At 68.8% G+C, this 12,921-nt stretch carries 12 protein-coding genes and 5 pseudogenes; 10 read left to right on the forward strand and 7 right to left on the reverse strand.

From position 1 onward, the window contains the following. Positions 1–300, forward strand: a 300-nt coding sequence (locus ACZ518_RS05390) for an SGNH/GDSL hydrolase family protein (protein WP_469111690.1), incomplete at its 5' end; no start/stop codon positions are given. A gap of 84 nt (positions 301–384) precedes the next feature. Here ACZ518_RS05390 and ACZ518_RS05395 read toward each other — a convergent pair. Further along, a complete protein-coding gene (locus ACZ518_RS05395) occupies positions 385–960 on the reverse strand; it encodes a hypothetical protein (RefSeq protein WP_469111691.1) in 576 nt (191 codons plus the stop codon). Positions 961–1,093: 133 nt separating this feature from the next. Beyond that, positions 1,094–1,714, reverse strand: a complete 621-nt coding sequence (locus ACZ518_RS05400; RefSeq protein ID WP_469111692.1) for a TetR/AcrR family transcriptional regulator — start codon at positions 1,712–1,714, stop codon at positions 1,094–1,096. Positions 1,715–1,793: 79 nt separating this feature from the next. Here ACZ518_RS05400 and ACZ518_RS05405 point away from each other — a divergent pair, with 79 nt between their 5' ends. From ACZ518_RS05405 to ACZ518_RS05415, 3 genes are all read left to right on the forward strand, one after another. Further along, entirely contained in the window at positions 1,794–2,231 is a 438-nt protein-coding gene (locus tag ACZ518_RS05405; protein ID WP_469111693.1) for a DUF4345 domain-containing protein, read from the forward strand. Positions 2,232–2,817: 586 nt separating this feature from the next. Then, positions 2,818–3,063: a hypothetical protein gene (locus ACZ518_RS05410; RefSeq protein ID WP_469111694.1), complete on the forward strand. Its 246-nt coding sequence runs from the start codon at positions 2,818–2,820 to the stop codon at positions 3,061–3,063. Positions 3,064–3,101: 38 nt separating this feature from the next. Beyond that, entirely contained in the window at positions 3,102–4,190 is a 1,089-nt protein-coding gene (locus ACZ518_RS05415; RefSeq protein ID WP_469111695.1) for a zeta toxin family protein, read from the forward strand. A gap of 447 nt (positions 4,191–4,637) precedes the next feature. Here ACZ518_RS05415 and ACZ518_RS05420 read toward each other — a convergent pair. Next, a pseudogene (locus tag ACZ518_RS05420) lies at positions 4,638–4,799 on the reverse strand (VOC family protein); the annotation flags it as partial. A gap of 429 nt (positions 4,800–5,228) precedes the next feature. Between ACZ518_RS05420 and ACZ518_RS05425 the strand changes: the two are divergent. Beyond that, positions 5,229–6,428, forward strand: coding sequence for a S8 family peptidase (locus ACZ518_RS05425; protein WP_469111696.1), 1,200 nt, complete (start codon positions 5,229–5,231; stop codon positions 6,426–6,428). Between the two features lie 42 nt (positions 6,429–6,470). Here ACZ518_RS05425 and ACZ518_RS05430 read toward each other — a convergent pair whose 3' ends face one another. From ACZ518_RS05430 to ACZ518_RS05440, 3 genes and pseudogenes are all read right to left on the reverse strand, one after another. Next, positions 6,471–7,025: a GNAT family N-acetyltransferase gene (locus ACZ518_RS05430; protein ID WP_469111697.1), complete on the reverse strand. Its 555-nt coding sequence runs from the start codon at positions 7,023–7,025 to the stop codon at positions 6,471–6,473. A gap of 119 nt (positions 7,026–7,144) precedes the next feature. Next, positions 7,145–7,477: pseudogene (locus ACZ518_RS05435) on the reverse strand (amidinotransferase); the annotation flags it as partial. A gap of 36 nt (positions 7,478–7,513) precedes the next feature. Beyond that, complete coding sequence (locus tag ACZ518_RS05440; RefSeq protein ID WP_469112325.1) at positions 7,514–8,257, reverse strand: 2OG-Fe(II) oxygenase; 744 nt, start codon at positions 8,255–8,257, stop codon at positions 7,514–7,516. A 760-nt stretch (positions 8,258–9,017) separates the two neighbouring features. Here ACZ518_RS05440 and ACZ518_RS05445 point away from each other — a divergent pair. Then, a pseudogene (locus tag ACZ518_RS05445) lies at positions 9,018–9,144 on the forward strand (IS21-like element helper ATPase IstB); the annotation flags it as partial. 60 nt (positions 9,145–9,204) lie between these two features. On the opposite strand, the gene ACZ518_RS05450 reads toward ACZ518_RS05445, so the two are convergent. Next, the gene (locus ACZ518_RS05450) at positions 9,205–9,738 is read right to left on the reverse strand and encodes a GNAT family N-acetyltransferase (RefSeq protein ID WP_469111698.1); all 534 of its coding nucleotides are present in this window, start codon (positions 9,736–9,738) and stop codon (positions 9,205–9,207) included. Between the two features lie 346 nt (positions 9,739–10,084). Between ACZ518_RS05450 and ACZ518_RS05455 the strand changes: the two are divergent. From ACZ518_RS05455 to ACZ518_RS05470, 4 genes and pseudogenes are all read left to right on the forward strand, one after another. Continuing rightward, positions 10,085–10,896 (forward strand): annotated as a pseudogene (locus tag ACZ518_RS05455) (IS5 family transposase). Between the two features lie 47 nt (positions 10,897–10,943). Next, a complete protein-coding gene (locus tag ACZ518_RS05460) occupies positions 10,944–11,270 on the forward strand; it encodes a hypothetical protein (RefSeq protein WP_469111699.1) in 327 nt (108 codons plus the stop codon). A gap of 106 nt (positions 11,271–11,376) precedes the next feature. Next, positions 11,377–12,000, forward strand: coding sequence for a hypothetical protein (locus ACZ518_RS05465; RefSeq protein WP_469111700.1), 624 nt, complete (start codon positions 11,377–11,379; stop codon positions 11,998–12,000). A 43-nt stretch (positions 12,001–12,043) separates the two neighbouring features. Further along, a pseudogene (locus ACZ518_RS05470) lies at positions 12,044–12,812 on the forward strand (transposase). Positions 12,813–12,921 lie beyond the last annotated feature (109 nt).

The raw sequence follows: 12,921 nt of genomic DNA on the forward strand, positions 1-12,921 counted from the left end.
CTCATCGACCGTACGGGCGAGGACACGCAGATCGTCCTCCACACCCCGGTCCTGGTCAGCATCGCCGGGCGCGACGCCCGCGGCACGCTCCCGGCATACGCCCAGGCCGTACGGGACCTCGCGAAGGAGACCGGCGTACTGCTGGTCGACCACGAGGCGTACTGGAACGAGCACTTCGACGGCGCCGACCCGATCGCCTGGCTCGACGACCCGGCCCACCCCAACGCCGTCGGCCACCTCCGGATGGCCGAGCACACGCTCCGGGTCCTGGGCCTGGGCACCCTGGAACCGCGCACCTGACGGCGGAGGGAGCGGATGGGCGGGCGGGTTCTCAGAGCGTGGCCGGGCCCTGGTTGGTGTTGGCACCACGATGGACGCCGCCCCCTACTCGCCTTGTTCGGCACGTCGCTCCTGTTCCAACTGCCACCGCCGATGCGAGGTGACCTCCGTCCATGGCTCAGCCGCCGCAGGGAGTGGATCACCCCGCAGATTGGCGCCCAGGCACTCCAGTACGTCGTTCTGGGCAAGGAACGCGACGAACCGCGGGCGCGTCCCGGTCTCGTATAGGAGCTGCGCACCTGTGGCACCCCAGATCAGCAGATCCATGGAGTCGTTGAGACGATCGCGCAGCTCCCTGCTGCGAAAAGCCATCACGGCCGCTTCGGCTGCGCCTAGAGCCGAATGGAAGTAGTCAGGCCACGCCTCGTATCCGTCGGGCGCCGGCTCCGTCAGCACATCGCGGTTCCGGTAGACCTGCCAAACCGGCAGGACCGCCGACGTGATCGTCTCCATCGCCTCCCGCTCCTCGGACCGCTTTCGCGCCTTCCTCGTGTCGGCCAGGGCGCGCCACGAGATGAGCGACGTCGTCGCGCTTCCGATCACACCGCCGATTCCACCGATCACCGCCGACCACAGCAGCGAGCCGGTCGAAGCGGACTCCCTGGCGGCGCTACACCACACGACTGCTCCCAGGCTGGCACGCCAACAGCGCTGCGGACCTCACCGCGCCTTCGCGATACGTGTGAACTTCGCGGGGACCGCCAACAGGCTTCGGCATGCCGGAGTGTCGGCGACGGCTAACGCGGGTTCTGGATCAGGCGGGCAGGGTGGGCGGCCAGTCCGGGGCAGGGTCCTCGGGGAGCAAGGGGCGCAGGGCGCCGACAGCCGCGCCGACAGCGGTGTCCCGCAGCTCGGTGCGGGTGCAGGTCTCGTGCGTGAGCCAGTCCACGCACAGCACTTGGACGAACACGAGCCATGCCTTCAGTGCCGCGGAGACGGCGGCGCGCATGTGTTCGTCGGCGAGCGGGAGCACCCCGAGCAGGCGTGCGCGCAGGGCGTCCAGTTCGTTCGTCATGATCGTCTGGATGACGGGGTCGCCCGCCAGTACGCGGTTCGCGGCCAGGACGGCGTGGCGGTTGGGGATGAAGTAGTCGAGGTGAGCGTCCAGGCCCTGGGTGAGCTGCTCGACGAGCGTGGCGCCGGGGTCGAACGCTGTCGCCTCCAGCAGTCGGTCGGACGCCTGCTGGTACACCGCCGCGAAGAGGGCGTGCTTGCTCGGGAAGTGCTGGTAGAGCAGGGCGCGGGACACGCCGGCCTGCCGAGCGACGTCCTCCATCATCACGTCGTCGTAGGGGGCGGCGGAGAAGAGCCGGGCGCCGACGGCGAGCAGCTGGGCGCGGCGGTCGGCAGGGTTCATACGTCGGCGAGGAGGCACGCACCCACACTACTTGACAGGCGTCTACTAAGGGAGTCTAGATTGAAGCTGACTAGACGCACGTCAATTAGGGGGAGTCATGGCCAAGGCACTCCGGGTGTTCGCGTGGGTGATGGGCCTCGCCTGCACGGCGATCGGGCTGTTCCATGTGGTCGGCGGCAATGCCGCGATTCCAGGCGAGGCCGACGCGGGTCCCACGATGGACAGCCTGGGCCGGTTCTTCGGCGCCATCTTCGCCGGGTACGGGCTGGCCTGGCTGTGGGCGGCCCGGCAGGACCCCGTCCCGGCGCGGGTGGTGCGGTGGCTCGCGGTGCTGTTCCTGCTGGGCGGCGCGGGGCGACTGCTGTCCCTGGCGGTAGAGGGGTGGCCGCACCCGTTCCAGGTGGCGCTGACCGTGATCGAGCTGATCTTCCCGCCCGTCTGGTTCTGGCTGGCGGATGCCGATGAGCGGGCGTCCCGGGAGCGGCGGACCGCGGGTGCGCCGGCCACCACGCCGTCTCTTTCGGATCCGGCCTGACCCGCGCGGCGGCGGCGCGCTGCTCACCTTCTCGCTCTCCCGCCCGGCGTGGTTCAACGGCGGTCCCCCGTCGCTTCTCGACGAGGGATGGGTCTAGGCAGCCAGCCCGGTTGGAGTCCCGGCAGGAAGCCGCCGCTGACCCTCACCACCACCCTGCCGGGCGCTGTGCCCGCAGCCGGCCACGGTGTCCCACAGCCGCCGCTGTTCGGCCTCGTCGGCCGCCAGGCCCCAGCGGCGCTTCGTCGCGGTCCGCTCCGCGCCCTACCGGCACAGTGCCCCCAGCGACGGCGGCAGCCACTCGGAGGGGTCACGGTCCGCCTTGTGCCGGTTCGAACGCGCCGTCACCGCACCCAGCGACGCCGCCGCCCGGCCCTGGTCGTGCTACCGGCTCATGGCAGCCTGCCGGTCACCCCATGACAGCCATCGCAGAGCCAGGAACCGTGCCTTGGCCAGGACAAGGAACCGTCATCCCCCGCTGACGCCCAACACCCGCCACCACACCCCCAACAGGGGGGTGGCTGTCGGGCATGCGCCAGGGCTTGGCATGATCACCTGAGGTGACGACGGAGAAGAGAGGGTGGCAGTCATGAACGGCAAGCCATCGCTGCGCGAGTACATCGACCGCTACGCAGCCGGTGAGATCCCCCGCGACGAGGCCCTGGTGACCATCGCGGCCTGGGACTTCGAAGAGGAGTGGTTCGACCCGGCCCACACGGCGCCGACGCATCAGGACAACACCCTGGCGGTTGTCGACCAGGCTCGGGGGCTCGGAAAGCTCTCGCCCGAGGACATCGAGGTGATCCGGGAGCGCCTCAAGCGCCGCGGGTTCTGAGCCCAGAACGTCGAAGTCGAGCAGGAGAGGAACCGCGTGTGCCCGTGACGGGGGAGTACGAGCCGCTCTACCAGGAGCTCCAGCAACGGATGGGCCCCGGCGGGGACCTGGCGGTGGCCGGGGAGTTCGACACCACGAACCGCCATCAGGCCGGGGGGCTGTGGACACCCGAGCGCGCGCTGCTGCACGACGCTCTGATCGACCGGTTCAAGAGCCAGTGCCAGGGGAAACCGCGCGACGGACATGCCGTGCTGTTCACGGGCGGGGCGCCCGGGTCGGGCAAGGGCAGGGCGCAGCGCGATCTGCCGCAGTGGCAGGCGCAGGACTCCGCACTCGGTGACGAGCTGCGTCGCGTGCACGGCGTGGACCTCGACGACTACGTCGTCCTCGATCCGGACGAATTCAAGATCGCGCTCTTCGAGCACGGCGGCGCACCCGGGCTTCCCGCGGCCCTCGACCGCCTGTCCGACGGCCGGCCGCTGTCCCCGTCGGAGAAGGCCTCGCTGGTCCACCGGGAGTCCGGCCACATCCAGAACGTGATCGAGAGGTGGGCCCGCACCGAGGGCTACAACCTGCTGTACGACCAGTCTCTGCGGGCCATGGGGTGGACCTCGAACCTCCTGGCGGACCTTCTACGCGAGGGCTACGACAAGCGCGTGCTGCTGTCGGTCCAGGTCCCCGAACGGCAGTGCCTGGAGCAGAACGCCGACCGCTGGCTGGCCGGTCGCCGCGAGTTCGACGCCGGGCGTGACTGGTACGGCGGACGCATGGCGCCCGAGGGCTTCATCAAGAGCCTGTACGCGGACAGCACCACGGGCCGCGGCTACTCCATCGGCCGGGAGAACGCCGAAAAGCTTGCGGAGCAGGGCCTGGCCACCGGGCTGATCACCACCGACAGGGGCGACTTCGGTCCGCAGCCACAGCCTGACGCGGCGCTCGCCGTTCCGGCCGCGGCCCTGACCGTCCAGCAGGGCGACACCACGGTGCGGGTCCGCAGGGGTGCCGAGTTCCTGGCCGGTGTGAACCTCCGGCCCACCCTGGTCCCGCCCGCGCGAAGCGCGGCCACCTCGGCCGCGCCCCCGCCGCCCGGACCCGGCCCCTCACGCGACAGCGGCGTCGGCCTGTAACCCCGCCCGGTCGAGACCGCCGGGGCCGTCCTTTCGCTGATGGTGTGACGCGTCGGCCGGGCCGTCCCTGTCAGGCGAAGAGTCCGGGGCCCAAGGGGACGGGGGCCGCTCCCGTGCGGTGAGGCCTGCGGCGGCGAGGGCGCCGGGCAGCCCGAGCGGGTGGGGTGAGGCGGGCGTGCTCGAAGGCCGGTTCGCGGGTGCCTTCGCGCCCGTCGGGCAGCGAGCGCGCCCAGAGGTCGTGCCCGCACTGGGAGGATGTCTCGTGTGCGGTGGGTGTCCAGGGGTCTTCTGCGTTGCCGAGCAGCTCGGCCGGGTCCGGCGGGCATGGCCGAACCAGGTGGTGACGACCCCGCGGGCACGGAACCCCTGGCGGTGGCCTCGGGACCTTGTGGGCGGATCGCCGGGAAGCGGATCCGTGTTCGGCCGTCCGGTCCGGTCCCGGCTCGCTCAGCGCAGTTGCTCGGCCAGTCCGACGATGACGCCCTCGGGGCCGTGGACGTAGCAGAGCAGGTAGCTGTCCTCGAACCGGGCGATCTCGCCGACGAGTTCGGCGCCGTGCGGGCGCAGGCGGGCCAGGGTGTCCTCGAGGTCGTCGACGGCGATGCCGACGTTGTCCATCCTCGTCCATCCTCTGGATCGCCGTGGTGGGCACTTCCTTTCCTCATGTGGCAGGTCGCAGCCGCCTCGTCCCGGGGACAGGGCTCACGGCGCGCCATCGGCATCCGCTGCCCCGGAACTTCGCGGCGGGCCCTACCGATGATCCCCCGGACCCTCCGCCCCGGGCAGCCGGCAGCTCCGGACGCCACTCGGCCGGCGTCCGGATTCCGGAACCTACCTGCCGGTCCTCGAACGTGACGGTGTCGTGCAGGAGTTCGGGAGGCGCGGTATGCGGGGTGAAGGCGGTGCGGGGGCTTCCGCAAGAAACCTTGTCGAACCGGCCCGTACCGGGGGTTCGTTCTTGATTTGCTCCTGTCAACCGGAACAGGGTTACTCCGAACGTCTGACGCCCCACACGTCAACCGGAGGAGAACTCCCTTCATGTCAACTCACAAGCGCTCCAGCCGACTTCGCTACGCATCGATCGCCACGGGCGCAGCGGCCGCAGCAGTCACGACCCTGTTAGCGGTCCCGCTCGCCGGGGCGGCGACCCCCGCCGAGGGCACCGTGTACGGGCTCGGCGCAGAGGGCGCCGTGGACGGCAGCTTCGTCGTCATACTCGACACATCCGCGAACAAGGAGGACCTGGCAAAGAAGTACGGAGGCAAGCTGGAGCGCTCGTACGGCTCCTCCGTCAACGGCTTCTCCGCCTCCGGACTCACCGAGAAGGAGGCCAAGCGCCTCGCCGCCGACCCCGCCGTCGGCACGGTCGCGCAGAACAAGCGCTTCACCATCAACGAGACCCAGCCGAACCCCCCGTCCTGGGGGCTCGACCGGATCGACCAGACCGAGACGGCCGGGGACAAGAAGTACACCTACCCGGACAACGGCGGCGAGGGAGTGACCGCCTACGTCATCGACACCGGCGTCAGGATCTCGCACAAGGACTTCGGAGGCCGGGCGGCCCACGGCTTCGACGCCGTGGACAAGGACGACACCGCCGACGACGGCAACGGACACGGAACCCACGTGGCGGGCACCATCGCCGGCACGGCGCACGGGGTCGCCAAGAAAGCCAAGATCGTGGCCGTGCGGGTGCTGGACGACAACGGATCCGGCACCACCGAGCAGGTCGTGGCGGGCATCGACTGGGTGACGGAGCACCACTCCGGCCCGTCCGTGGCGAACATGAGCCTCGGCGGAGGCGCGGACCAGGCACTGGACGCGGCGGTCAAGCGGGCCATCACCTCGGGCATCACCTTCGCGGTGGCCGCCGGCAACGAGTCCCGGGACGCCGGACAGGGCTCACCCGCCCGGGTCCCCGAGGCCATCACGGTGGCTTCCAGCACCGACGGCGACCAGCAGTCGGACTTCTCGAACTTCGGCTCGGTGGTCGACCTCTACGCCCCCGGCTCGCAGATCACCTCCGCCTGGAACGACAGCGACACCGGCACCAAGACCATCTCCGGCACCTCGATGGCCACCCCGCACGTCGCCGGCGCCGCAGCCCTCCACCTCGCCAGCCACCCCTCGGCGACCCCCGCCGAAACGGCCACCGCACTGACCGGGAAGGCGACGGCAGGGGCGATCAAGAACCCCTCCACGGGCACCCCCAACAAGCTCCTGAAAGTGACCCCGTAACCACCCGACCGCACCGCATGCAGGGCCCCTCGTCCGCCCCTCTCACGGGGACGCGGCGAGGGGCCCGCCCACATCCCGCGGCGCCGCACCCGGCCGTCGCACCATGAAGACGTCGACCGGGTCCTGGGCCTCTACGGTGAACCCGTGACGCTGGTACAGCCGCAGGGCGGCGCTGCCCCGAAGGACGTTGAGACGGACGGGCACGGCATCGGCGTCGGTCTGTTCCAGCAGCTGCCGCAGCACGGCCGATCCGAGCCCCTGCCCCTGGACTGCCGGGGCGAGGTAGAAGTGCTCCAGCCACCACCCCTCCTCGGCCGGGCGCACAGTGACGCAGCCCGCGAAGTTGCCGTCGGCCGTGATGACCGAAGTGTGCCGGGGCGAGAAGGAGTCCCGCAGTCGCTGCCGGACGTGGTGCTCGTCGTATCGTGCCAGCCGCTCCAGGTCCGGACGCATCACCGCTGCCCGCAGCTCCGCAATCGCCTCGAGGTCGGCGGGACCGGCGGAGCGCAACGCCCATGCCACGGGAGGGCCCGCCCCGGCTCCGGGCGCCGGAACCCCGCCCGGCCGTATCCCGTCCGTACTCGTACTCGTGTCCACGGCAGGAGTATCTCAACGGCCCGGTGGCCGGCCGTGCGGCGGCATCGCCGCGGCGGTCAACGGTCCGTGCCTGCCCGGGCTCCGGTGCACGGCCGTCCGGCGCAGGTCGGGCGCAACGGTCATAGGGTGCAGCATCTGACGCTGCCGCCCGCCTTGAGGAGTTCGGTCGTGGCCACTCCGATCAGCTCGAACCCGCGTTCCATCAGGTGCTGCTTGAGGTGCACGGCAGCGTCCGGGAGGAAGACGTGGCGGCCCTCGGACACTGCGTTGAGGCGTCGCAGACGATCGCCGGCACCCTCGTTGATGTGCTCGGGCCGGTAGACGTCACAGTAGCCATGCCCGACGAATCAGGAAAGGTACGCCGGACCCTCCGCAGTACGCTCCACATGCCGGAACCGGGCTCCGAAAACGCGGCGATCGATCACCGTCGTACCATTCGCGGCAAACACTATGTGGGCCCTCCTGCGCGACGGTCGCCTTGCTGTTGCTCACGGCACGTCTACGGGCTCGTAGAGCACATCCGTTCTGAGGATTGTTTTCGTGCCCTCAAGAATCGGGGCCGAGTCGTGAAGCGTCCGATGCCAGAAGAGGAGCGCATCGCCCGGTTCGGGGCGGTGGGTGCTCAATATCTCCTCAGGCTTTGCCGGCCGGGTCCAGTCCGAGAAGTTGCGTTGCGCAAAGGGAAGATCGTTCTGCTTGTCGGCGATGAACCGCGTTTCTCCGCCCACCGCCTCATACGACATGTAGACGACGACCGTCAGGAGAGTTCGCCTTCCGTCGGGAGCGAAATAGGGCGAATCGTAGTGCGGGACAAGGAGTCCGCCGTGTTCGTACGTGATGAAGCGCATACGCGGATTGACGGCCGCCGGCTTCCAGGGCATTCCGTCTGAATCCGTCGGGTCATCCGGTCCCACGTCGAACGACAGAAACGTCCGCAGCCTGCGGTAGAACTCTGCCGCCAAAGTTCTGGATTCAGCCGTGGCACGGAGGTGGCCGACCGGATCTCCCTCTGCATAGTTGGCGGCAATGCCGTCGTGACCCACCGGCACAAAACGCTGGACAGCCAGTTCGGCCGCGAATACCTCCACTTCGGCCGGAGTGAGGAAATGGCGAATCAGCCTGGCATCGACGTTTGGGATCTCCGACTCGATCGGGGCCCATGAATCATCGGCAGATATTCGGCTCAGCGCTTCTTCGGAGAGCTCGAAGGGATTTACCGGCATTTCGAACATGCTCACTTCTCCGTCCTGAGGTCATCGTCGACACCACCGTGGCCGTGGACCCAACCACCCGGAAAAGCCGCGGGCAGCACATTGAGGGGAATGACGGGACTGCGGGCCGCGTACTTGTGCGCGTTGAATCCGTGGAGGGGCTCGCGGCCCGTGGAGTCAACGCCTGCAGGGAGCGGGGGCCGCCGAGCGGTTATCGTCACGATGACGATATTAGGGTGGAGTGAACCCACAAAGCAAGCCGGACGTACCCAACGCGGCGGAAGGGGCCGGGAGACGGGGCGGGGATCGGGTCATGGACTACCGGTGCGCGGTAGTCCCACGCAGCGGGAGCTTGAGCGCAAGCACGGCGTGCGTGGCGGACTGTGCGGAAGGCGTTGGACTCGTCCTGGCCGGGGCCGCGCAAGCGGCTGCCGCCACGGGCGGCCGGAGTGGACCGCTACAAGCCGGTGATCGACGAGATCCTGCGGGCGGACCTGGGCGCCCCGCGCAAGCGGCGGCACACGGTCACCCGGATCTTCCATCGGCTGGTCGAGGAACACGGCGACGGTGTCTCCTGCGGGATGGTCCGCTACCAGCGTCGCGGGCCCGGAAGGCCGAGGTCTTGGTCGAGTCGGGCAAGGCCCCGCTTGAGGCGTTCGTCCCTGCACGAGTGGCGGCTCGCGCATCTTCCGCCAGACACCAGGCCGCTGCCTTCGGGGTCGTACTACGACCAGTTGCTCCGACGCCGCCGCACCAGCGGCCACCATGAGGGAGAAGCGCAGTGGTCATGCCCCGACAGCGAGGGTTGACCGAGCAGGCCGCCGACGCCGCGATCGGCTCCGCCTGCCGCTTGCTTCGGCTGCCGTCGATCCGCAACGAGTTCTCCGACATCGCCGACCGGGCGATGGGGACACCTGTCGCCAGGCGGCACTGCACGGATCGGTCCGCGAGGTCGGACGTCGGGTGTGTCAGAGCCGTGTCGTGGTGAACAAGGTGGTCCCGTGTACCGCGTCCACTTCCTTCCGATCGGTCTCGGTGAACCCGACCTTGGCCAGCACTCTGCGAGAAGCGGTGTTCCAGTCCCAGACGGTGGCCCACAGACGTTCGTACCCAGACGATCGCGCCCATTCCAGAACCGCCGACGAGGCCTCGGTCGCGTATCCCTGACGCCAAGTTCGGCGTAGCAGCTCGAATGCCAGTTCCGGTTCCCCTACCGCGCCTCGCCCGCTGTCCACCAGCCCGCAATAGCCGATGACGTCACGAGACGCCTTCCGTTCGACCGCCAGCAACCCGGTCGACCACACCTTGTTGGTGCGGATCGAATCCTCGAGCTCCGCGACCGTGGGGTGTCCGTCCGAGTCGATTCGGCGGTGCGGCGGCACTCGCGGATCACGTTCGGTCCACAGTTCACGCTGGACGGCAGCCTCGTCCACCCGCCAGGGTCTGAGCAGCAGCCGACTCGTCTCGAGTAGAACCTCGCTGCCCGGCGCGCCAACAGTCATGACAGCAACCCTCTCACGGGCGAACGAACCCGTTCCCCGGATCCGCCAACAACCGTTCCTGCTTGTGACCTATGCAGCCAGCGGGCCTGGCCGGCAAGAGCCGCCGCAGGACGACGGCCGACGGCAGTGCCTCGGATCCAGAGCGTCGTTGGTGTCGTAGCGCCGACTCCTGCTGGACCTCAGGACTCCCGAGTGACCCCTGAGTTCGAAGCGAGGCCGAGCGGCGGATTTCGCGCCTGCGCTGATCGGACGAGAGTGGTTGGCCTTTCCTTAGAGCGCCTAACACAATGAGATGGATCGGCCCTGGTGGCCGTGTCCGGTCTGCGGGTTCGGCGTTGTCCGTGTCATGGGGGCTTCGCCGTGGATCGTGTCGGATGACCTGTGGCAGCGGATTGAGCCGCTTCTACCGAAGCGGGAGAGACGGTTCAGGTATCCGGGCCGCAAGCCGGTCCCGGACCGACAGGTGCTGTGCGGGATCCTGTTCGTGCTGCACACCGGCATTCAGTGGGAACACCTGCCCCAAGAGCTCGGCTTCGGTTCCGGCATGACGTGCTGGCGCCGGCTGCGGGACTGGAACGAGGCCGGGGTCTGGCAGCGGCTGCACGAGGTGCTGCTGGCCGAACTGAACGCCGCCGCCCGCCTCGACTGGTCGAGAGCGGTCGTCGACTCCAGCCACGTCAGGGCGCTAAAAGGGGGCTCCAGACAGGCCCGTCACCAGTCGACCGGGGAAGGGCCGGCTCCAAGCACCACCTGATCACCGACGGACACGGCACCCCGCTCGCGGTCATCCTCACCGGCGGCAACCGCAACGACGTCACCCAGCTCCTGCCCCTGCTCGACGCCATCCCACCAGTCCGAGGCAGACCCGGGCGGCCCCGTCGCAAGCCCCAGTCAGTCTTCGCAGACCGCGGCTACGACCACGACGTCTACCGCGATCAGGTCCGGGCCCGCCGAATCCTCCCCGCCATCGCCTGGCGCGGCACGCCCCACGGCAGCGGTCTGGGCACCTACCGGTGGGTGGTCGAGCGCACCTTCGCCTGGCTCCACGGCTTCAAACGACTCCGTGTCCGCTGGGAACGACGGGTCGACATCCACGAAGCCTTCCTCAAGCTCGCCTGCGGCCTGATCACCCACCGCCAGGTGCTGTCCTTGACCTGACCGGCACTCGCCCCCATGCCGATCGGCCGGCCCGGCAAACTGATCGCATGAACCCAGACGCCCTGCAATCCGCACTGTCACAGGACGACAGCATCTCAGCACGCGCAGCCCTGGCCGAGCTGGAGGCAGGCGCGGACTTCCAGGTCTTCCTGAACCAAACGGCTTCTGCACGACAGCTCTGGGACATCTGGTCCTGGCGGCACCAAGTCATGCTCGACACGGGCGTCACACCCCGGCCCGGACTTGCCGAGGCCATCGCCGGACTCCAAGCCGCAGGAGCAGCCCGGGTCTACATGGCGACGGTCACCGGATCACAGAGACGTTTCACGATCTTCCTGTCGGAAGACCTCGCCCAGTGCGTCGCCTGCTGGTGACACCACCTCATTGTGTTAGGCGTTCTAAGAGCTGTCCCGTAACTGGACGGCGTCCCCTTTCCGACCCGGATCGGACCGTGTCAGTGGCTGGTGACAGGATCGAGGGGTGCTGATCAAGGGATACGACGTCGGCCCGTTGGTACCGGGCGAGTCACTGCTGCTCCACTCGGGCTTCTGGTCGAACTACCTCTTGGCGATGTGCAGCGCCGGGGGATGCGCCGAGCGCCCGGTTCCAGAGTGGTTCGGTGAGGACGGCGCCGATGCCGATGCCCTGTCCGAGGTCCTCTTCGATCCTGACCACTGGCCCGTGTTCAGGGTGCCGGCTGACGACGGACCCGGAGCCGCGGTGATCTACCGCAACCTGGACGGTGACTACGGCACCGACTACCTACTCACCCATCCGGACAGAAGCTACGCCGAGCAGATCGCCAGCTGGGACGGAGACTTCTCGGGCACTGGGCTGACGTGGCACGAACTGATCCGGATCGCTGACAGCCCGTTCCTTGCGGACGAAGGCGTCCAGGACACGGCCACCCGCTTCCTGCTACTGCTTCCCCTCCTCACCGACCCGGACGTGCCGGAAACAGCATCGGCAAGGCTTATCGCGGCCCTGACCGCAGTCGGCGCGCCGCAAGACACAGCCTCCCTCACGGCGGAGCACCTGCTGGCGCACCTTACGAGGAGATCCCGACATGACCCTGCATGGGCGTCTCCGTTGAGCGGCAGCTGAGAGGTGGACCAAAACCGCTGATCACACCATGGAAGATCTTGGTATGGCTGGTGTGATCACGGCGTCGGAATCTTCCTGGATAGCCCTTCTCCGGGCTGAGTCCTCGCACCTTCGGGAAGCTGGTAACCGTTCTGCGGCGCCAGGGTGCGGACGGCATTCGGAAAGGCCGGCCGTGGAGCCTTCCGCTGGAGGACCGCGCACTGCTGGTCGCGGCCTACTGGCGGACGAACCTGACCATGCGACAGCTCGCTCCGCTGTTCGGGGTGTCCAAGTCGGCAGCGGACCGCATCATCGACCACCTTGGGCCGCTGCTCGCGCTCCAGCCCCGCAAGCGGTTCGCCAAGGACACCGTGCTCATCGTCGACGGCACCCTGGTCCCCACCCGCGACCACACCTTCGCCGAGCGGTCGAAGAACTACCGATACTCCACGAACCACCAGGTCGTCATCGACGCCGACACCCGCCTGGTCGTCGTAGTCGGCCGGCCGCTCGCCGGGAACCGCAACGACTGCAAGGCCTGGGAGGAATCCGGCGCCAAGGCCGCCGTCGGCAAGACCCTCACGACCGCCGACGGCGGCTATCCGGGCACTGGACTCGTCATCCCGCACCGCCGGGAGCGCGGTCAGACCGAGCTCCCGGACTGGAAAGAGGACCACAACAGGTCCCACAAGCAGGTCCGGGCCCGCGTCGAGCACGTCTTCGCCCGCATGAAGACCTGGAAGATCCTCCGCGACTGCCGCCTCAAAGGTGACGGCGTGCACCACGCCATGCTCGGCATCGCCCGGATGCACAACCTCGCCCTCGCCGGATAAATCAGCGGCTCGTACGGCGGCCACCCCTGCCCAAGGGGATCGGCAGATCATTTACGGGACAACCCTTAGTAGGACTCCGTTAGGTCTTGCGGTTCTGGCTGCTCGTGGG

It is taken from the genome of Streptomyces sp. NPDC033966, assembly GCF_055575955.1.

Coding starts and splice junctions, on each gene's coding strand:
- ACZ518_RS05405 (WP_469111693.1), top strand. CDS start 1,794: ATGGCCAAGGCACTCCGGGTGTTCGCGTGGGTGATGGGCCTCGCCTGC.
- ACZ518_RS05410 (WP_469111694.1), top strand. CDS start 2,818: ATGAACGGCAAGCCATCGCTGCGCGAGTACATCGACCGCTACGCAGCC.
- ACZ518_RS05425 (WP_469111696.1), top strand. CDS start 5,229: ATGTCAACTCACAAGCGCTCCAGCCGACTTCGCTACGCATCGATCGCC.
- ACZ518_RS05440 (WP_469112325.1), bottom strand. CDS start 8,257: ATGTTCGAAATGCCGGTAAATCCCTTCGAGCTCTCCGAAGAAGCGCTG.
- ACZ518_RS05450 (WP_469111698.1), bottom strand. CDS start 9,738: ATGACTGTTGGCGCGCCGGGCAGCGAGGTTCTACTCGAGACGAGTCGG.
- ACZ518_RS05460 (WP_469111699.1), top strand. CDS start 10,944: ATGAACCCAGACGCCCTGCAATCCGCACTGTCACAGGACGACAGCATC.